The sequence below is a fragment of the Pseudomonas tremae genome (assembly GCF_023278125.1).
Lineage (GTDB): Bacteria > Pseudomonadota > Gammaproteobacteria > Pseudomonadales > Pseudomonadaceae > Aquipseudomonas > Aquipseudomonas tremae.
The window spans coordinates 2,065,654-2,088,615 of the sequence record NZ_CP066270.1; the positions used below are offsets into that span (position 1 = coordinate 2,065,654).

Here is a 22,962-nt window from a genome sequence, read left to right on the forward strand (position 1 = left end):
GTTTTCTGAAGGGGAGTCTCGCACTGAAAAGCGTGCCGTTTGACGGACATTTTCCCGGTTTATAACTTTTTGTTTGCCTCGCTGGCAAAATTGATGATTACTGTCCCTCGGCGCCAAGGGTCAAAAACCCAGCGCCATTGATTGCCCTGGGGCTACCGCTCCGGCAATCACAGCCGATTGGGTTCACCCTGGCGCTGATACCCCTGCACAGGACGTTCCCCGTCGTTGACCCTCAAGCGGAAGATGAGGTTTCAAGTGGTCACGCGGTCTGCAAACTTCAGCTCCATGGGCACTGCAATGGGTCTCGTCAACGAGCCAGCCAGTCCCTCGTCCACTCGCGAGTCGCGCCTTGTCGCGCTCGGCGCTCACTCTCAAAACCTTGTGCCTGGCCTGGTCATGTCTGGCAATGACGTGATCCCCAGAGCGCGCGCCGCACCCTCTCCCTAAGCCTCATGCATGCTTGCCGGCGTTCTCGACGTCGGTCTTGGCGGGCGGATGCCATGGCTTTGCCTTCCCGTAAAACAATCTGTTCATGGACGGTAGTTGTTGATGGTCGACATATTTTCCTCGCACGGGACGGGCTTCGTTCGTCCTGATACTGAGCCGCACTTCGACGAAAACCAGTCAGTGCATGGACTGTTCGAGGCTCAGGTGCAGCGCGCGCCTCAAGCCGTTGCCGTCAGGTTCGGCAACCAGTCGCTCGATTATGCGGCGCTGAACACTCAGGCCAATCGACTGGCGCATCACCTGCGCGGGCTCGGCGTCGGTCCGGATGTGCGTGTCGGCATTTGCCTGGAGCGCTCGCTGGACATGCTGATTGGCGTGCTGGCAGTGCTCAAGGCAGGCGGTGCCTATGTGCCCCTTGACCCCGCTTACCCGCAGGCACGGCTGGCGCATATGCTGACGGACAGTGCGCCGCGGGTGCTGCTGACCCATGACCTGGCGCGTCCAGCCATGCTGGCGGCACTGGCAGGATGCGCTGAAACGCCAACGCTGCTCGACATGGCAGATACCTGCCTGTGGGCCGGGCAGCCAGCCCACAATCCCGACCCGCATGTCATCGGCCTGACGTCTCGTCATCTGGCGTATGTGATCTACACCTCGGGCTCTACCGGCGTGCCGAAGGGCGTTATGGTCGAGCATCGCGGTTTGATTGCGGTCAGCGCAGCCTGGGAGCAACTCTACGCACTGAGCACGCCTGTCAATCATCTGCAGATGGCCGGGTTTTCCTTTGATGTGTTCAGTGCCGATCTGATCCGCGCACTGGGTTTTGGCGGCACCCTGGTGCTGTGCCCACGTGACACCCTGATGGACCCGCCCGCGCTTTACCGCCTGATGCGCGAGGCGTCCATCGGCTTCGCAGATTTCGTGCCGGCGGTGCTCAACTTGCTGCTGGCCTGGGTGGAAGAGACCGGCCACGATCTGTCATTCATGCGCAGCGTGGTCTGCGGTTCGGACATATGGACCGCGCACAGCGCCCGTCAACTGCGCAGCTTGTGTGGTGACCACGTGCAAATCGTGCAGGCTTACGGCGTCACCGAGGCCAGCATCGACAGCACCTGTTTTGAGTTCGATGCTGCCAGCCAGGTCGACGGCGTTCTGCCGATTGGCAGGGCGTTGGCCAATACCCGGATTTACCTGCTTGATGATCAAGGTGTACCGGTTCCCGAAGGCGTTGCAGGTGAGCTGTACATTGGCGGCGCTGGTGTTGCACGCGGCTATCTGAACCTGCCGCAACTGAGCGCCGAACGGTTTATCGACAGCCCGTTTGTGCCGGGTGAGCGGCTGTATCGCAGTGGTGACATGGCTCGCCAGCGGGACGATGGCAATTTCGAGTTTCTCGGCCGCAACGACACGCAGGCCAAGCTGCGCGGTCTGCGCCTGGAACTGGGAGAAATCGAGGCGCGTCTGGCCGAGATTCCTGGCGTGCGTGGAAGCGTCGTGTTGCTTCGCGAAGACCGCCGCGGTGTGTCGAGGCTTGTTGCCTACTTTCATGCACTCGGCAACCGCGAACCTGGTCAGGTAGCTCTGACCCCGCGTGCGCTACGTCAACAACTGCAAACCAATCTGCCTGACTACATGATCCCCGCTGCATTCGTGCGCATGGACGCAATGCCGCTGACGGCCAACGGCAAACTGGATCGCAGTGCATTGCCCGAGCCGCAGGCCGATGCTTTCGATCAACACGACTTCGAAGCTGCCGAAGGTCCACTGGAAAAGGCTATCGCAGCTATCTGGGCTGATGTGCTGGGTATTGAACAGGTCGGCCGTCAGGATCACTTTTTTGCGCTCGGTGGCCATTCCTTGTTAGTGATGCGGGTACTGGCGCAGGTCCGTCAGCAATTGAACCTGGATGTTTCACCGGCTGCCTTATTTGCAGCGCCGGTGCTGCGACAGTTCACCGAGCGGCTGGTCAGTGCGCAGGGCAACGCGCGCCTGGCGATCACGCCGGTGGAGCGCTCGGCTGCTCAGCCGTTGTCGTCCGCTCAACAGCGCCTGTGGTTTCTGGCGCAACTTGAAGGTGGCAATGCGGCCTATCACATGCCACTCAACCTGCGCCTGCGCGGGCCGTTGCAGGTGTCGGCGCTGGAAAGCAGCTTCAATCAGCTGGTCACCCGCCACGAAGCCTTGCGCACCACGTTCATGGATATTGAAGGCGAAGGTTGGCAGTGTGTTGCAGTCGCCGGTCAGCGCCTGCCGCTGCCCGTTATCGACCTTCAGGGCTACCACGATGCCGAGGCCCGTCTCGGCGAGTTGATGGAGGAAGAGGGCGCCAGGCCTTTCGACCTGACCACCGGACCGCTAATGCGCGTCAGCCTGGTAAAGCAGGCGGATGATGAGCATGTGTTGCTGCTGACCCAGCACCACATTGTTTCGGATGGCTGGTCGATGGGCGTGCTGACCCGCGAACTGGGCCTGCTGTACGAGGCGTTCTTGCAAGGGCGCGCCGATCCATTGCCGCCGCTGCCGGTGCAATACGTCGACTACGCAGTCTGGCAGCGGCGCTGGCTCAGTGGGGAGGTGCTGGAAACGCAGCGGCGCTATTGGCATGAAGCCCTCAGCGGCGCGCCGTTGCTGCTGGAATTGCCTGCCGATCACAAGCGTCCGGCAGTGCAGGATTATCAGGGCGGCTTTGTGCCGCTGGTCATCGATAGGGCGCTTACAGCAAAGCTGAGAGCGCTGGGAGCGGAGCACGGCACCACACTGTTCATGAACCTGCTGGCCGCCTGGTCGCTGCTGCTGATGCGTCTGTCCGGGCAGGCCGACGTGGTTATCGGCGTTCCCTCGGCCAATCGCAGCCAGCAGGAACTGGAAGGGCTGATCGGCTTCTTCGTCAATACTCTGGCCTTGCGCATGACCCGCAATGGCGACCCTACAGTGGCCAGCTGGCTGCAGCAGGCGCGCGATGTCGCACTTGCCGCGCAGGAGCATCAGGACCTGCCGTTCGATCAGGTGGTGGAGCTGCTCAACCCGCCGCGCAGCCTGGCTCACAGCCCGGTCTTCCAGGTGTTGTTCGCCTGGGAGCAGAATCAGGATTCAGACCTGCTGCTCTCGGGGCTTGAGGTCAGCGAGCTGCCGAGCGCTCGGCAGGTCGCCAAATTTGATCTGCAACTGGCGCTCAGCGAACGCGACGGAGAGATCGTCGGAGGGCTGGAGTACGCCTCGGGGTTGTTCAGGCGCGATACCGTTACGCAGATCGGTGAGTACCTGCGTCATGTTCTGCTACAGATGGTCGAGGGCAGCGAAAAACCAATGGCTGCCATCGAGCTGTTGAATGCCGAGCAACAGCGGCGGATTGTGCATGACTGGAACCGCACCCGGCGCGACACCTCGGCAATGCCCGATTGCATGGCGCGCTTTGCCGCTCAGGCGCAGCGTGCGCCCGACGCCGTGGCATTGCTCGCCGACGGACAGAAACTGACCTACGCCGAACTGAACCAGGCGGCCAATCGCCTTGCGCACTATCTGATCGAACAGGGCGTGCGACCCGAGCAGAGCGTCGGTCTGTGTCTTGAGCGCTCGCCGCAGATGGTCATCGGTTTGCTGGCCATCCTCAAGGCAGGTGCGGCCTACGTGCCGTTCGACCCGGCGTATCCGGCCGAGCGTCTGGCGTTCATGTTCGAGGATGCCGCCCCGGTTTTATTGTTGACGCAACGCTCGCTGCGCGATGGCCTGCCAGCACAGTGCGCGGCGTTGCCGGTGTGCTGTCTGGATGTGCATGCCGAGCAGTGGCAGCACCATCCGGCCAGCGAGCCGCAGGTCGCGGTAAGCCCCGCCAACCTTGCCTACGTGCTGTACACCTCCGGCTCGACCGGGCGGCCAAAGGGCGTGGCGCACAGCCGTGCGGCGCTGGACAATCTGATCGCCTGGCAACTGGATCAGGCGCCAGCGCCAGCACGTGCACTGCAATTCGCCTCGCTTAATTTCGACGTTTCATTTCAGGAAATCTGCAGCACGTTGTGTCAGGGCGGCAGCCTGTTGTTGATGAGTGAAACCAGCCGCAAGGAGCTGGCTTCTCTGCGTCCGCTGCTGGTGAGCGAGGGAGTCCAGCGCGCGTTTCTGCCGTTCGCCGTGCTTCAGCAGCTGGCCAGCCTCACTGAGGCCGATGCGCCAATGCCGGCAGGCGGCTGCGAGATCATCACCGCGGGCGAGGCGCTGCACGTCAATGACGAGCTGCGCGCCTTCGTTCTGGGCTTGGGTGGCACGCACCTGCACAACCAGTATGGCCCGACCGAGACTCACGTCGTCAGCCAGTACAGCCTGACGTGCAGCGACGCCGCGCAGTGGCCGGACGCTCCGCCGATTGGTCGTCCTATCGATAATGCGCGGCTGTACGTGCTTGATGACGATCTGAACCCGCTGCCGGTCGGTGTAGCGGGGGAGCTGTACATCGCCGGCTCATGCCTGGCGCGTGGTTACCTGAACCGTCCGGGCCTGAGTGCCGAGCGCTTTTCGCCAGACCCGTTCGACCCGCAACCCGGCGCACGCATGTACCGCAGTGGCGATCTGGCGCGCTTTCAGGCCGACGGCAATGTGCAATACCTCGGGCGTATCGACCAGCAGGTCAAGCTGCGCGGTTTTCGCGTCGAACTCGGCGAGATCGACAGCCTTCTGCACCAGCAACCCGGTGTACAAGACGCCGTTGTGCTGTTGCGCGAAGATAACCCGGGCGACAAGCGTCTGGTGGCCTACGTGGTCGGCCCGGCCTCTGTCGAGACGCTGCGCACCGAGCTGCGTCAGCATCTGCCGGAGCACATGATCCCAAGCGCCTGGTTGGCATTGGCGCAGTTGCCGCTGACCCGCAACGGCAAACTTGATCGTCAGGCCCTGCCGGTACCGGAGCGACAGGCGACAACCACTTATGTGGCTCCGCGTGATGAGGTCGAACGGCAAATGGTGGCGATCTGGGCCGAGGTGCTCAAGTGCGGGCAGGTCGGCGTCGAGGACAACTTTTTTGACTTGGGCGGGCACTCGCTGCTGGCCACTCGAATGATTTACATGATCAATCAGCGCATGGGCGCGCAGCTGTCGCTGAGCAGCCTGTTCAAGACCCCGGTGCTGTCTGAACTGGCTGAGCAGGTCAGGAACTCATGGCAGGCAGGTGGCAAGGTCGAAACTCCGCTGTCCCTGATCGAGGCGGACCGCGAGGCACGCTATGCGCCATTCCCGCTGACCGACATTCAGCAAGCGTACTGGTTTGGCCGTGAAGCTTCGGTCAGCCTCGGCGGCGTCAGTGCGCACGGCTACGAAGAACTGCGTATTCCCGGCCTGGACGCGTCGCGTTTCGAGCAGGCCCTGAACCGCATGATTCAGCGCCACGACATGTTGCGCGTGATATTCCTCGATGATGGAACGCAGCAAGTCCTGCAACGCGTGCCGACTTATCAGATGCCACGCAGCGACCTGCGCGGCCTGCCGGGCGAGGCGGTACAACAGGCGTTGCATGACACGCGCGAACGGCAGTCTCACCAAGTGCTGGATGCCAGTCGCTGGCCGTTGTTCGAGTTCAGCCTGTCGTTGCTCGACGATGACATCAGCCATCTGCACATCAGCCTCGACGCATTAATTGTTGACGCGGCGAGCACGCAGATCCTGGCGCGCGAACTGATGGCGTTTTATGCCGATCCGCAGCTCCACCTGCCTGACCCTGGCCTGACCTTTCGCGATTATGTGCTGGCCGAACATCGGCTGCGCAATGAAGGCCGCTATGCGCAGGCGCTGGGCTACTGGCGCGAGAAGGTCACCTCGCTGGCGCCTGCGCCGGACCTGCCGCTGGTGCGCCAGCCGGAAAGCATCGTCCGGCCGCATTTCACGCGCCGTGACCGCGATATTCCGGCTTCGCAATGGTTGCGACTCAAGGACCTCGCCAGACAGTTCGCGGTAACGCCTTCAGTCATGCTGCTGACCGCGTTCAGCGAAGTGCTGGCGTTGTGGAGCCGACAGCCGTGTTTCACCTTGAGCCTGCCGCTGTTCAACCGCATGCCGCTGCACCCGGATGTCGATGACATCATCGGCGACTTCACCTCGCTGGTCTTGCTGGAAGTCAGTATCGACGGCGCCGCAAGCTTCACCGAAAAGGCCCGCGCGGTGCAGGCCCGATTGTGGCAGGACATTGATCATTCTATGGTCAGCGGCGTGCGGGTGCTGCGCGAGCTGTCCCAGGCACGTGGCGTTCAGCAGACCGCCATGCCGATTGTGTTCAACAGCACGCTGTCGGAAGCCGCACCGGAGCTGGCCGAGTTCAATCTGGCCGATGCGCTGAATGCCGAACACATGCACAGCATCACCCAGACCCCGCAAGTATGGCTTGATCACACCTTGCTGGAGCTGGAAGGACGTCTGTTGTTCAACTGGGACAGCATCGACGAATTGTTTCCGGCAGGCATGATCGAGCAGATGTTCGTTGCCTATAACGCGTTGCTGGATCGCTTGCTGGAACCCGCTGCCTGGAGCGCAGACACCCCGCAACTGCTGCCGATGGCGCGCTTGCCAGTGCCTGCCGAGAGCCCTGTCGAGTCAGCGTTGATGCACGAGCTGTTTGACCGCCAGGCGCTTGCCACACCAGAAGCTCTGGCAGTGATCGGCACCCAGCGCCAGTTGAGCTACGGCCAACTGCGCGACGAAGCGCGGCAACTGGCGGCGATTCTGCAGGCCAAAGGTGTGCTGTCCAATCGTCTGGTCGCAGTGGTCATGGAGCGAGGCTGGGAGCAGGTGCTGGCAACCCTGGCGATTCAATACGCAGGCGGTGCCTATCTGCCGCTCGACCCCGCGCTGCCAACGGAACGTCTGGAGCATATTCTGCAGCGTGCCGAAGCGAGTCTGGTGCTCACTCAGCCAGCACTTCTGACCCGCGTCGAGTGGCCGTCGTACGTTGAAACAATTGCCGTCAGCGACCAGGGCATTGCTGCTGCGCCCGAGTTGCACAGCGTCGATCTCAAGCCGGACGATCTCGCCTATGTCATTTACACCTCGGGGTCGACCGGCATGCCCAAAGGCGTGGTCATCGACCATCGCGGCGCAGTCAATACCTTGCTCGACATCAACCGCCGCTTTGCCGTTGGCCCGCAGGATCGGGTATTGGCCATTTCCTCACTGAGTTTCGATCTGTCGGTCTACGATTTCTTCGGCACCCTGGCGGCAGGGGCAGCGGTCGTGATGCTCGAACCGCAACTTGCCCTTGATCCGGCTCACTGGCTGAGCCTGATCGAGCGGCATCGTATCAGCCTGTGGAATTCGGTACCTGCCCTGTTCGGCATGTTGCTGGAGTACGTCGAAGGCGAGCAGGGCGCATTGCCATCGAGCTTGCGTGTGGCGATGCTTTCGGGCGACTGGATTCCCCTGACGTTGCCGGAGCGCGCCTGGGCCTTGCAGCCCGCACTGCGACTGATCAGTCTGGGCGGCGCCACCGAGGCCTCCATCTGGTCGATTCAATACCCGCTGCAAACCATCGACCCGGCGTGGCGCAGCATTCCGTATGGCAAGGCGCTCGATCAGCAACGCTTTTACGTGCTCGACAATGCCTTGCAGGTGCGGCCGACCTGGGTTGCGGGGCAGTTGTACATTGCAGGTATCGGGCTGGCCAAAGGTTACTGGCGCGATGAAACACTCAGCGCAGGGAGCTTCTTTTGTCACCCGTTGACCGGCGAGCGACTTTACCGTACCGGCGATCTGGGACGTTTGCTGCCAGATGGCAATATCGAGTTCCTGGGGCGTGAGGATACCCAGGTCAAGGTGCAGGGCCATCGTATCGAACTGGGCGAAATCGAGGCCGCGCTCAATCGCCATCCCGGCGTGCAAAGCGCGGTGGTTCGTGTGCTGGGCGACACGCTGGGCGAGAAGCGTCTGGCGGGGTATGTGCTCAAGGCCGATCCGTCGTTGCAGGCAACTGATTTCACGCAGTACCTGGCGGACAAATTGCCTGCCTACATGGTGCCGTCGTCGTTCACCTTTGTGCTGGAGTGGCCGTTGTCGTCGAACGGCAAGGTCGACAAGAAGCGTCTGCCTGAGCCATCGGCTATTGAGGCATCCGGCCCGGCGCTGCAAGTGCAGGGGGCAGACGAGCAACAACTGGTGACCATTGTGCAGGACGTGCTCAAACGTCCTGCAATTGCTGCCGACGCCAACCTGCTGAATCTGGGGGCGACTTCGATTGATATCGTCAGGATCAGCAACGCGTTGTCCGGCCAGTTGCAGTTCCGGCCCAATGTCGGGCAGTTGCTGGCGCAGCCGACGCTGCTCAATCTGCTGTCGCTGTATCGACAGAATCGGGCCGAAGGCACTGCGCTCGATAGCGTCCGGCAAAAGGCCGACAAGCCCGAACAGGTGCTGGAGGACCCGCAGCAGCGCGCCCGTTTCAAGGCCGATCAGCATGGCCGCCGGCGCTTCGACGCAAGCACGCCTGCGATAGAGCTGCCTCGCCCTGGCGATGCGGAGTTTACCCGGCGGTTCAGCGATTACCGATCGGTACGCAAATATGCCTCGCGGCCAGTCCCGAGCGATGCTTTTGCCGGGCTGCTGGCTGCGCTTGCGCAAGGGACGCTGGACGATGAAGTGAAATATCAGTTCCCATCGGCTGGCGGCGCCTACCCGATTCAAGCCTACCTGTACGTCAAACCCCAGCGGGTCAGCGGTGTACCCGGCGGTGCCTATTACTATGACCCGTTGCTGCACCGGTTGCTGGCGCTGGACAGCGGCGCGCTGGACCCCGACACCTACGACTACTTCGTCAACCGCCCGGTTTACGAAAACGCCGCGTTCTCATTGTTCTTCGTGGCCGACATGGCGGCGATCCGCCCTTTGTACGGCGAGCGCAGTCGCGATTTCTGTCACATCGAAGCGGGGGGCATGGCGCAATTGCTGACCATGACCGCCGTCGAGCAGGGCATTGGTCTGTGCGGCATGGGCTCTCTCGAAGAGCAACAATTGCCTGCATTGTTCGATCTGGGCGCGGAGCACTTGTTGATCTACTCGATGGTCGGCGGGTTGCGCACGGCCGATGAAGCACACAGGGCTCAGGTCGAGGCATTCGCCCGCGCACCGGTTGAACTTGCGGACGACGACAGCGACATGGAGGAGATAGAGATATGAATGCCTATCAATTGCTGGAGCTGTTCGGACGTCATGCCGTGGTTCTCGAAACAGACGGTGACAAGCTGCGCTGCAAGGCCCCCAAGGGGTTTCTCGACGACGAAATGCTGCAAGCGCTCAAGCAGCACAAGGCCGAACTGATTGCCTTGTTGAGCGACACGGACCCGACCGCCATCACACGCCGTGCGGCCGATCAAAGCGCCTGCCCATTGTCGTTTTCGCAACGCCAGCTGTGGTTTCTCGACCAGATGGAGCCGGGCAATGCGTTTTATAACGTGCCATCGGCGGTCACATTGCGAGGCTCGCTTGACGTGGGCGCGCTGGAGAAGGCTCTGAACGGGCTGATCGTACGTCATGAGATTTTGCGCACCACGTTTTGCAGCGTTGATGGCGAGCCGCGCCAGGTAATACACCCGGCCATTACATTATTGCTGCCGGTCACCGACCTGCGACACCTGACTCCGGCAGAACGCGAAGAGCACGTCGGCATCGCGGTCGAGCGGGACGCCAGGACACCGTTCGATCTGGCCAGTGGCCCCTTGCTGCGTGCTTCATTGCTGCGCCTGGCTGACGACGAATATTTGTGGCTGTACAGCGTGCACCACATCATTGCCGATGGCTGGTCGATGGGCGTGATCGCACAGGAAATCGCTACCTTGTACGCGGACTTTCTGCTCCGGCAGCCCTCCAGCCTGGCGCCGCTGGCTGTGCAATACGCGGATTACGCCTGCTGGCAGCAACAGCGCCTGAGCGACGCAGCGCTTGAGACCCAACTCGATTTTTGGCGGCACACCCTGGCCGACGCGCCCGACTGCCTGAACATGCCCGTTGACCGACCGCGTCCTGCTGTACAGCGCTACGTCGGTGCAACGTTCAGTTCATCGCTGGACGGCGCCACCCTGCGTGCACTCGGTGCGCTGGGCAGACAAACCCAAGGCACGCTGTTCAACGTGCTGATGGGTACGCTGGCAGTGCTGTTATGGCGGCACAGCGGGCAGCAGGACCTGTGCATCGGCACGCCGTTCGCCAACCGCAGCCGTCCCGAAATCGAGCCGCTTATCGGGCATTTCGTCAATACCCAGGTCATCCGTCAGCGTCTTGATCCGCAGCAGACATTCGCCCAATTGCTGCGCGAGCTTCGCGCCACGCTGCTGGCGGTGCACGCCCATCAGGATGTGCCGTTCGACCGGGTGGTGGAGGCGCTCAACCCGCCGCGTGACAGCGCCTATTCACCGTTGTTCCAGGTGATGATGGTGCTGCAGAACACGCCGGGTGCGACGTTGCAGATGCCGGGGCTGAGCATGACGCCATATGGCACGGGCAGCGCCACGGCCAAGTTCGACCTGGCCTTCGAGTGGGTCGAGCGCGACGGCTTGCTGCACCTGTTGGTGGAGTACAACACCGATCTTTTCGACCGGTCGACCATCGAGCGTCTGAGCGGGCATTACCGGCACTTGCTCGAGCAGGTTGCTGCCGATGCCAAGCAACCGATTGGTACACTGGCGCTGATGGCGGACGCCGAGCGCGAGCAAATGCTGCACCAGTGGAACTGCCCGGCACCGCTGGCACAGCCCATCGAATGCGTGCACCGTCTGATCGAAGCGCGTGTCGCACGCCGGCTCGACGATTGCGCGGTGGTCTTCGAAGGTCAGTCGTTGAGTTACCGTGAACTGAATTGCCAGGCCAACCGGCTTGCTCATCACCTGCGTCAACTGGGCGTCGGCCCGGATGTGCGTGTGGCGGTCTGCATCGAGCGCTCGCTGGAGCTGCCGGTGGCGCTGCTCGCGGTACTCAAGGCAGGCGGTGCCTACGTGCCACTGGACCCGGACTACCCGCAAGGTCGCCTGAGCCACATTCTCGATGATGCCTGTCCTGCGGCGGTGCTGACCTTGGGAGCCACGCGAGCCATTCTGCGTCAGGCGCTGCAAGGGGCAAACCGTGAGGTGCCCATCGTCGACCTGCAGGCCGACGCCGTGCTTTGGGCCGATTGCCCGACGGACAATCCTCAACCCGCACACGTGGGCGTGACTGACGAACACCTGGCCTATGTGCTTTATACCTCAGGCACCACCGGCCTGCCCAAGGGGGCCATGGTGACCCATCGCGGGCTGAGCAATCTGCTGCTGTGGTGTCAGCAGTTCTGTGGCGAGTCCGGGACGATGCTGCACAAGATCCCGTTCGGTTTCGATGCGTCGGCCTGGGAGACATTCTGGCCGCTGATCACCGGTGGTCGCCTGATCATCGCTCGGCCCGGTGGGCATTTCGAGCCGGGCTATCTGGCGCAGGTGGTGCGCGAGCAGCAGGTAACGGCGATGGTCTTCGTACCAGCCATGCTGCAGTTGTTTCTGGAAGCCGACGAAGTCCGCGACTGTCGAGGGCTGAAAGATGTCTTCAGCGGGGGCGGCGAACTGTCGCCTGCACTGGCGCGGCTGTTTCAGGAGCGGCTGCCACATGCCCGTCTGCACAACGTCTATGGCCCGACCGAAACCACGGTGATCAGCAGCATCTGGACGCTGGAGCCCGGGGCCGAGGTCCCGCAGCGCCAGTTGCCGATCGGGCGACCTATCGCCAATACGCGTTTTTACGTACTTGATCAGCATGATTCACCCGTGCCGGTCGGCGTCAGCGGGCAGTTGCACATTGGTGGCCTTGGCGTTGCACGCGGCTATCTGGGCCTGGCAGAACTCAGCGCCGAGCGCTTCATCGACAATCCTTTCATTGTCGGTGACAGGTTGTATCGCAGCGGCGATGTGGCGCGTTACCGCGCGGATGGCCAGCTGGAGTTTCTGGGGCGCAATGATTTTCAGGTCAAGCTGCGCGGTATGCGTCTTGAGCTGAGTGAAATCGAAGCGCGGCTCGATCTGTTTCAGGGCGTCCGCGCCAGCGTGGTGTTGATGGTTGGCGACAGCGCGCAGACCCAGCGGCTGGTGGCCTGCTGCGTAGTGGATCAGGCGCCGGATGAGTCGGCTGTGCGCGCACATCTGGCCACCACCTTGTCCACAGCGGTATTGCCCAGTGCCTACTTATGGCTGGATGCCATACCGTTGACAGTCAATGGCAAGATCGACCGCCAGGCGCTGACCGCGCTGGCTGATCAGGATCTGGTCGCCAGGCAGGTCAATCTCGGCAGCCCGCGGGACCACATTGAGCTGGCGCTGTATCAAATCTGGAAGGACCTGTTGCTGGTGCCGCAAATCGGTATTCGCGACAATTTTTTCAACGTCGGCGGAACGTCGATCGCGGCGATCAAGATGGCTTATCAGATTGGTCAGACGTTCGCGGTCAAGATGCCGGTCCGGGTCATCATCGCCCACCCGACCATCGAAGCGCTGGGCGGCTGGTTGCGTACCGGTGCCAGTCTGGCTGCCGCGCAAAGCAACCTGATCGAGTTCCGCCGTGGTGCGGGACAGCGCAACGTGGTGTGCATTCACCCTGCGGGCGGCACGGCCTTCTGCTACTTGTCGCTGGCCAAAGAGCTGCCTGAACACATCGGGGTATACGGTGTGCAGTCACCGGGGCTGAACCCGGGGGAAAGCACCGAGCCGACTGTCGAAGCCATGGCCGAGGCCTACCTGCAACGTATCGCTGCGCTGACCACGCAACCGCTGATTCTCACCGGGCTGTCGTTCGGCGGCCTGGTGGCGTATGAAATGGCCAGGCGCCTGACTGCGGCAGGCCATCGGCAGGTCACGGTTGTGCTGCTCGACACGCAGGGCTCGGAGGAGGCTGGGTTCCGGGAGCAGATCGGTACGGTGGACATGGCCGAGTTCCGCGACAAGCTGGTGCGCTTCAATGGCATGTATCCCGGTATCGAAGACGCTCAGGTCGAGCGCTACTTTCATCTGTATAACCACAACCGCCTGGCCATGGCGGCCTACGAGTGCGAGCCGCAGGCCGGGCGCATCGTGCTGATCCAGGCGCGTGAAGGGTTCAGTCGTCAGCAGTTGCATGAATTGCGCCGGTTCTGGCGGCGACGTGCCAGCCACGGTTACCGAGCCAGGCTGGTGCATGGCGGGCATTGGGACATGCTGGAAAGCGCCGAGGTGCATCGGGTTTCGCAGACACTCAGGCAAGAGCTGCAACGTTTCGATTCGCAGGAGGCGCGCTGATGAGCCGTTACGATGGCGAGCCCCAGAACCAGAACCAGAACCAGAACCAGAACCAGAACCAGAACCAGGCCCGGCCCCCGGCAACGCTGCTCGCGCGCTTTGCCGAACAGGTGCGTCATACCCCGCAGGCCCTTGCAGTGCTGGATCAACAGGTTCGCCTGAACTATGCGCAACTGGCCAGTGCCAGCGAGCGAATTGCCAGCGGGCTGTTGCTGCAAGGCGTCAACCCCGGCGACTCGGTTGCCGTGTGCCTGCCGCGCTGCTGGCAATGGGTGGCAACCATTCTGGGCGTATTGAAAGTGGGGGGTGTGGTGGTGCCGCTGGATCGCGCGAGCCCGCTGCAACGCCGCCAGTTGATGCTGGCCGATGCCGGTTGTACAGGGCTGGTAACCCTGAGCGATGAGCCTGAAATGTCGGTAGCGGCGGGAGTCTGGCATGCATCTGTCGAGACGTTGCTGGATAACCCCGATCAGCCGCTGCAGCCGATCCGCGATGTATTTGCCGAGCTGATGTTCCTGTTTTACACCTCGGGAACCACTGGTACGCCCAAAGCCGTGGAAGTCGGCGAACGCGGTCTGCTGCGTCTTGCCCAGCCCGGCGGCTATATCGATATTCAGCAGGCGGAGCGCTTCGCCTGCCTTTCCAACCCGGCGTTCGATGCCTGCAATTTCGAACTGTGGGCGCCGCTGCTCAATGGCGGCTGCTGCGTCATGATCGCGGACGCCGATGTGCAGGACGCACAACGTCTGGGCGCAGTGCTGGAAGCGCAGCAGGTCGATACCCTGTTCATGACGGTGTCGCTGTTCAACACCCTCAGCGCCGAGTGCTCCGACTGTTTCTCGACCCTGCGCCAGGTATTGATCGGCGGTGAACAAGTCAGCGCCGCCGCCGTCCGCGCCTGGTATCAGGCCAACCCCGAAAGCCGCTGCCGGATTTTCAACGTTTACGGCCCCACTGAATGCACCACCTTTGCCGTGTCCTGGCCAATTCCCCGTGACTTCGCGGGTGATGCAGTACCGATTGGCCGGCCATTGCCGGACACCTTCGCCCACGTACTGGACGCCAGACAAAGCCCGGTGGCAGCCGGAGAAACAGGCGAGCTGTACCTGAGCGGCAGCGGGGTGGCCTGTGGCTACCGGCAGCGGGCCGATGAGACTGCCCGCAGTTTTGTCCGTCTGCCCGCGCTCGACGGCGGTACAGCGTTGCATTATCGAACCGGCGATCTGGTCAGGGTCAACGCCGAAGGACTGATCGAATATCAGGGGCGGGTCGACCGTCAGGTAAAAGTACGCGGTTTTCGGATTGAACCGGGAGAGGTCGAACAACGCCTGCTGGAGCATCCGGGTGTTGCCCAGGTGCATGTCTGCACGCGCAGACAGGCGGCCGAGGATCACCAGTTGCTTGCCTTCATCGTGCCACGCGAGGGGCTGGACTATCGCAGCCTGGACGAGCATTTGCGAGAGCGTCTGGCGTCGTGGATGCGGCCGCACCAGCTGTTTCTGCTGCCGCGCCTACCGCTGACCGCCAATGGCAAGATCGATCAACAGGCGCTGTTGGTGCAGCCGCTGGAGCCATGGCGGCCGGCCAACGGGGCAACCACGGGCGCTGAGCAATCGCCGGTTCTGGACTGGTTACTGACCCAGGCCCGCTCGCTGTTGGCTCAACCGGCACTGGGCGGGCAGGACGACTGGCTTGCCAGCGGTGGCGATTCGCTCAAAGCCATGCGCCTGCGTTCTGCGATTCGCCACCACTGGCATCGGGAAATAGCGATTGCCGATTTACTGGCCGAACCTTTCGCGACACTGGCCGAGCGTATTGGCGCCGAACAGGTCAACGCGCTGTCCTATCCTCCCGCACCGGCCATCGGCACGCCCAAGCAATCACCTGCCAGCGCCGAACAAAGCCGCCTGTGGCTGATACAGCAACGCGCCCCCGAATCGACCGCCTACAACGTGCCGCTCATTCTGCATCTGGCGGCAGGTGTTCAGGTTGCCGAACTGGCCGAGGCGGTGAAACGACTGATAGCGCGGCACCCCGGGTTGCGCACGGCCTTCGTGTCCGGGGCTGAAGGGTTGCAACAGGTGGTTGCCGAGCAGGGCGCCGAATGTCGGGTATTTGCGCGTGGAGCGTTCGACGAAGACACTTGGCGCAGCTTTGCGGCACTGGTGTTCGACACGCCGTTCGATCTGTCGGCAGCTACCTTGTGCAAGGCCTGGCTGCTGCCATTCGCCGATGGCAGCTGTCGACTGCTGATGAATCTGCACCACATCGTTGTCGATGGCTGGTCAATGAACTTGCTGTTCGATGAACTGGCACAGTTGTACACCGACGCGCTGCAGGGGCGGGCAAGCGACCAGCCGGCGCCGGCGCTGAGTACGCTGGAGTTTGCCCTGTGGCAACGGCAATGGCGTATCGATCCGCATTACCGCGATCAGCGTCGCGCGTTGGCCGCACTGCACCGCCGGCTCGAAGCCCCATCGCCCGCGCTGTTGCCGTCCCGCCCGGCCAGCCCGCAGGCGAGGCTGGACCGTCGGCTGCTGGGCGCCGAACGCAGCCGGGCGCTTGACCGGTTTTGCAGTCAGCAGCGGCTGACCCGTTACGAGGTACTGTTCAGTGCCTTCGCCTGGAGCCTGTACGCCGTGACCGGCTGCGAGCGTCCACGAATCGCTAGTCCGGTAGCGAACCGTCCGTTACGCGAGTTCGAGGATGCGCCGGGCATGTTTGCCAACACCGTGCTGATCCCGGTTGCATTCGATAACGGCAGGGCATTGAGCGACCAGTTGCGTGCTCAGACGGCCGTGGTGCGCGAAGTGCTGACCTTGCAGGACGTTGCGTTGGCGGATCTGGTCGAAGACCTGCGCCTGTCGTCCGGCAGTGCGCTGTTCGACTTCATGTTCGTCCTGGAAAACACCGACTATGCGCGCCTGTCCGACAGCGCGTTGAATGCCACTCTGGAGTTTGCCGAGAGCCTGCAGGCCAAGTGTCCGCTGACCTTGCTGGTGGTCGATGGCGGGTCGCAACTGGAATGCTGGTGGGAATACCAGTGCAGCTATTTCGATGCACCGCAGATGCAGGCCATTCACGAGGTGTTCCAGCGTGGCCTCGATTTGCTGCTGGACAGCCCTGCAACGAGCAACCCTGCAGCGACCCTGCATGATGTGCTGAGGCGTTGGCGTTTCAGCCTGCCTGCTGCCAGTCAGGGCGTTAGCGATGAGCCGCCGTTCAACACGCTGGCCGACTGGTTCGAGCATCAGGTGCACTGCACGCCGGATGCCCCGGCACTGGTCGCCGATCAGCGCTGCATCAGTTACGCCCGATTGAATGCGCTGGCCGAAACGCTGGCGGCCACCCTGAGCGAACTGCTGCCCGATCGGCAAAATACGCCGTTACAGGTGGTGCTGTACCTTGATGCTTCCGTCGAGCATATCGTGGCTTTGCTGGCGCTGAGCCGACTCAATGTCACCGCGGTGCCGCTGGACCCTGGCTATCCACTGGCGGTGCAACGGCAGATTCTGCAACAGGCCCGGCCTTGCTGCCTTCTGTACAGCTCGGCGACCGAGACCGCACTGGCGGCGCTGGACGGTGGTGAGGTGCCTCGCAACAGGGTTGATCTGGGTGCTCCGGATAAATCGTTCGAGCGTCGCCGTCATGCAGGTGAACGACCGCTGTATACGCTGTTCACCTCGGGTTCGACCGGCACGCCCAAGGGCGTGCAAGTCCCGGACCGGACCCTCTGCAACCTGCTGCACTGGCAGCGCACCGAGGGACATTTACCGGCAAAATCGGTGACTCTGCAGTTTTCCATGCTGTCGTTCGACGTTTCCTTTCAGGAGATTTTCAGCACCCTGTGCGGCGGCGGTTGCTTCCACCTGATCAACCCCCGCTGGCGACAGGACGCCTCGGCGTTGTTGAGTTACTTGGTGCAGGCGCGTATCGAACGGCTGTTTCTGCCCTGCGTGGCTCTGCAGCACTTGGCACAGACCGCTGTCAGCCATCGGATCTACCCACAGGCGCTGCGCGAGGTGGTGACGGCGGGCGAGCAATTGCTGTGTACCGAGGCGTTGAACAACTGGTTTGCCGGTATGCCGCAGGCCCGCCTGTTCAACCATTACGGTCCGACCGAAACCCACGTTGTCAGCGCCTGGCGCTTGCCGGCTGATGTGCAGGAATGGCCATTGCGCGCCCCCATCGGCCATGCCGTCAGCAATGCATGCCTGCTGGTGGTCGACGAGCATGACCGACCGCTACCACATGGCTGCCAGGGTTATCTGCTGGTAGCGGGGCCGATGATTTCACGCTGCTATCTCGCTGATCAGGCCTTGAATGCTTCGCGCTTCGTCGAGCTTGAGATGCCCGAACGCGGAACAACACTGTTCTATCGCACCGCAGATCTGGTCCGTGCCGATGCGCAGGGCTGCCTGCACTACATCGGTCGTGATGATCAGCAGGTCAAGATCAGTGGTCAGCGCCTCGAACTCGGACAGATCGAAGCTGCGCTGATGCAGGTCGAGTCGGTCAGCAATGCGGTGGTTGCCATGCAAGGAGAACCGCCGCGCCTGTGCGCATGGCTGCACATCGAGGGGGCTACGCCCGATATCCGGGGCCTGGATCGTCAGGTTGCGCTGCACGTGCCCGCTCACGTGCGCATTGATCAATATCGGCGTCTGGACCGCTGGCCGCGCACGCCCAGTGGCAAAATCGATCGCAAGGCCTTGGCCGAACTGGGCGAGCCCTTGCAGCGGCCTCGCGCGTCGGTCACGGCGATCACTCTGACCCCGCTTGAACAGCAACTGAGTGAACTGTTCGTCGCGGTGATCGGGCGCGAGATCGAACCGGAGCAGACCTTTTTCGAAGCTGGCGCCACCAGCCTTGGCCTGATGCGCCTGCATGCGCGCTACAACGAGACGCTGGCGTACCCGGTGGCCATGTCGGAAATGTTCGAACATGTGACTGTGCGCCGCCTTGCGCAGCACCTGTCTGCCTCGCCTTCGGTGCCGACCGAGCGTGCGCGGCAAGCCGAAGTCAGCGAACAGCCCATGGCAATCATTGGCATGTCGGTGAATGTCGCGGGGGCCAGCGATCTCGCCGGGTTCTGGGCGATGGTGCAGGGCAATGAACGGGGTATCGAGCTTTTTGATGCCGCCGATGGGTTGGTCGGCGCTCGCAGCCAGATGGACGGGATGCTGGATTTCGATCCCGAATACTTCGGCATCAGCTTGCAGGAAGCGCGGCTGATGGACCCGCAACAGCGGCATCTGCTGATGGCCTGTGTGCAGGCGTTGCAGCATGCGGCGATCACACCGCATGCCGAGGGGCCACGTATCGGCCTGATTGCCAGTTGCGGCGAAACTACCTATTTCCAGCAAATGCTGCGCGAAAGTGCTGACGGCGACCTGCCGGACGGTTTCCAGATGGCACTGCATCACGACAAGGATTTTCTGGCCACCAAGGCCGCCTATCATCTGGACCTCAGCGGTCCGGCGCTAAGTGTTCAGGCCGCCTGTGGCAGTTCGCTGATTGCCGTGCATCTTGCCGCCGGCATGCTCCGGCAGGGCGACAGCGACGTGATGCTGGCGGCAGGTGTACTGATCGATCCGACCCTGACCGACGGCTACCGGTATCGGCCGCAACACATATTTTCTCGTGACGGGTTGTGTCGTCCGTTCAGTGACGACGCCAGCGGCACCATCGGTGCCAGTGGGTATGGCGTGGTAGTGCTCAAACCGCTGGCCCGTGCCCAGGCCGATGGCGATCGTATCTACGCGTTGGTCGAAGCCTCTGCACTGAATAACGATGGCCGGACGAAAATGAGCTATACCGCGCCGTCGGTGGCGGGGCAGAGTGCAGTGATCAGCGAGGCCTTGCGCAAGGCCGGTATCTGCGGTGCGGATATGGGTTACATCGAGGCTCACGGCACCGGCACCCTGCTGGGCGACCCGATTGAAGTCGCGGCCCTGAACAAGGCGTTCGGTGGTGCACCTGCGGCGAGCTGCGCACTGGCGTCGGTGAAAAGCCAGATAGGCCACCTCGGTGCGGCGGCCGGTGTCGTCGGTCTGATTCGGGCATCGCTGGCAGTGTTTCATGGCGTGATCCCGCCCAATCTCGGCTTCGGTCGTATCAACCCGCAGATTAACCTTGAGCACTCGCCGTTCTACATACCCACCACCTCGCGCCCGTGGCCCGAGGGCCGTCGGCGACTGGCCGGTGTCAGCAGTTTTGGCATCGGCGGCACCAACGCGCATGTGATTGTCGCTGCGCCACCGGCGCAGGCAGCCATCGCCGAAGACGTCGCCCAATGCCTGTTGCTCTCGGCGCACAGCCGGTCGGCATTGCAGCGCGACATGGCGGCCATCGAGGCGTGGCTCGGCGCTCATCCGCAACAGCAGCCTGCGCTGCTGCGCCATCTGCAACGTGGTCGACGGGCCTTGCCCTGGCGTTTCGCGACGATCTGTCAGCCGGGTCAGGCCCTGCGCATGCAACCTGATGCCATCAAACGAGTCAGCCCGACAGGGGCGCGCATCGATGGTCGCGAACAGACGCCGCAGGTACTGCTGGACGCCTGGTATGAAGGCGTCGATATCGACTGGCCGGCTCGCTCTGCGCCGCCGCCTTGGGACTTGCCACCCTCGACTTTTGATCTGCAAACGTTCCGCTTTCAGACCTCTGCGAGAGTCGAGCCGCCAGCGACTGTGGTGCAGACGGCCGAGCGACAGCCCGTTGCCGACTGGTTCCATCAGCGCCAATGGCAGCGTGTGCGCCGCTTGAATCAGAATATGCCCGACCTGCGCCGGGACATGCTGGTGGTGTGCAGCCAGGAGCGTCTGGACAGCACAGTGCTCGGTTGTTTGAGTGAAGTGTATCGGCAGGTCATTGAAGTGTGCGCCGGCAATGGCTACCAGCGGCTCGGACCGGATCGCTACGAGCTGGACCCGCTGGACAGTTCGGCATTCTCACTGCTGATCGCCGAACTGACGCAAAGAGCCCCGCTGACCGAACTCGACTGGCTGCACGCCCTGCCATTGTCGGTCAGTGGGGCGGTCAACGAACAAAGTCTGGCTGCGGGGCAATGGGCGTGTCTGGATACCGTTTGCGCGCTGTTGCAGGCCTGGGGCCAGACTCCGCGAACGATGGCTTTGCGCCTCTGGCTGTTGTCCTGGCAAGCCTGCCCGGTCAATGGCGACGTACAGCGCCCGGAGCTGGCCGCGCTGGCAGGGATCACTGAGGTTGCACCGCAGGAATACCCGATCCGCTGCCACTGGCTTGACCTTCCCGAGCCACGGCTAAGTCTTTATGCGCGGCCGCTGGCGGCGTTGCTGGCCGATCCGGCTTTGCTGCCTCGGCGTATGGCCATTCGTGACGACTATCTGTGGCAAACCAGGCTCCAGGCCAGTCCGCTTGTGGCCCCTGCAACCGTTTCGAATCTGTTGCCCGTCGACGGCACGTTTCTGCTGCTCGGCGGCACTGGCGGTATCGGTCGCACGTTAGGCGAACACCTGTTGCAATCCAGCCAACGCCGTCTGGTGGTGCTGTCGCGCAGCGGCAATTGCCCGGACAACCTGCTCGGCTACCGCTCACGCATCGACCTGATCGCAGCGGATATCGCTGACTTGGCGCGCTGGCCCGCCGTTCTCGACTCGTTGCGCCAGCGTTACGGGCGTTTCGACGGCGTGATTCATGCTGCCGGAACCGGTGCAGGCAGCCTGATTCGTCAGCGTGATGCGCAGACGCTGGCAGCGTCCATGGCCAGCAAGACCCTCGGTATGCTGGCGGTTGAAGAGTTGGTCAAGCAGATGACGCCGGGCTTCGTGCTGTATTGCTCGTCGATGTCGGCGCTTTTTGGCGGCGCCGGTCATGTGGATTATGCAGCGGCCAGCGCGGTGCTCGATGGTTTCGCCCACTACCGCGCCGATTCCGCCGATACGTGTGTGCGCCTGAGCATCAACTGGGACATCTGGCGAGACATCGGCATGGCTGCGGCCGAAGGCGTCGGCGATGCGGCTCACCAGCAGCATCTGGCAGTCGGCCTGACGGCGCAGGAGGGCGGTCAGGTGTTCGACGCCGCGCTGGGCGCCCAGTTGCCGCAGCTGCTGATTTCGACCACCCGACTCGAAACCGCACGGCAGTTTTACCCACTTCGTCACGGCGCCGCTTCTTCCCCGACCGACATCAAGCTTGCCGGGCAATCGGACACCGATCTTCGCGAACGTTTACAGGATTGCCTGTGCAAGTGGCTGGGTGTTCCGTCGCTGGACGAGGAGGCTTCCCTGTATGAACTGGGCGCCGATTCGCTGACCTTGCTGGACCTGATCGATGAGTTGCAGGCCGCGACCGGCGAGGTGCTGCAGCTTTCGCAATTCAGCCCCACGGTCAGTCTGCGTGAAGTACTGATGCTGGTGCAGTCGAGTGAAACAGATGAGGCAAAACCCGACGATGAATGGGATGTCGCCGTACGTATCGACCCGTGGCACGCAGGCGCAGGCCGTGAACGCCTGTACCTGATTCACCCTGTGGGTGGCGATGTTCAGGCATACCGCGAGATGGTCGCGGCACTGCATCCTGATCTCGGTGTGTGGGTCATCGCCGATCCGGCCCTGCGTCTGCCGGAGTTGCCGAATATCAGCCTTGTCGAGCGTGCGCGCCTTTATCTGCAGGCGCTACAGGCGGATTGTCCGCAGGGCAGCGTCTGGCGCCTCGCGGGCTGGTCATTCGGTGCCTGGGTGGCGCAGGCCATGTGCAGCCTGGTACCGACGGACCACCGGCAACCGCTGTTGTATCTGATCGATCCGCCTGCGCCGGACGCCGGTCTGGAGCTTGCGCAGATTGACGAAGACCAGATTCAGCAGGTGTTCAAGCGGGAGTTTTCTGCGCGGCGCCCCGATGCGCCAACTGCTGGCCTGGTCAACGATACGTCACGTTATCTGCACAGTCTGACCGTCTGCTGCCGAAACAACATGGCGAGCATGGTCGAGTATCGGCCCGCGCAACTGCCTGACACCAAGGCACGGCTGTTCATTGCCACGCGACCCAACCCTTATGGTATCGGCACCGCCTGGCAACTGGCGGACCTGCAGCGTGCCTGGCAACAACTGTTGCCGCACTCGCTGAGCTGGCAGCCACTGGACACCGATCACTACGGCATTGTCGCAGCGCCCTGGGCGCACGTGATGGCTGAGATGATCAATTCGGACTTTGAATCGGGACTGGGCTGAAGGCGTCTCAAGCGCGCTTTTCATGGGCGCGCCAGCCCGCTATCGAACAACGGTCA

At 62.6% G+C, this 22,962-nt stretch carries 3 protein-coding genes; all 3 read left to right on the plus strand.

The window, feature by feature from the left end:
* Positions 1 to 549 precede the first annotated feature (549 nt).
* The 3 genes from I9H09_RS09545 to I9H09_RS09555 are packed head-to-tail and all read left to right on the plus strand — an operon-like array spanning position 550 to position 22,906.
* Positions 550 to 9,588 (plus strand): non-ribosomal peptide synthetase, encoded by a 9,039-nt coding sequence (locus I9H09_RS09545; RefSeq protein ID WP_236502284.1) that lies wholly within the window; start codon positions 550 to 552, stop codon positions 9,586 to 9,588.
* The gene (locus I9H09_RS09550; RefSeq protein ID WP_122324292.1) at positions 9,585 to 13,697 is read left to right on the plus strand and encodes a non-ribosomal peptide synthetase; all 4,113 of its coding nucleotides are present in this window, start codon (positions 9,585 to 9,587) and stop codon (positions 13,695 to 13,697) included. Before I9H09_RS09545 ends, I9H09_RS09550 begins: the two co-directional genes overlap by 4 nt.
* On the plus strand, positions 13,697 to 22,906 hold the full coding sequence (locus I9H09_RS09555) for a hybrid non-ribosomal peptide synthetase/type I polyketide synthase (protein WP_122346794.1): 9,210 nt from the start codon (positions 13,697 to 13,699) through the stop codon (positions 22,904 to 22,906). Before I9H09_RS09550 ends, I9H09_RS09555 begins: the two co-directional genes overlap by 1 nt.
* The last annotated feature ends 56 nt before the right edge of the window (positions 22,907 to 22,962 follow it).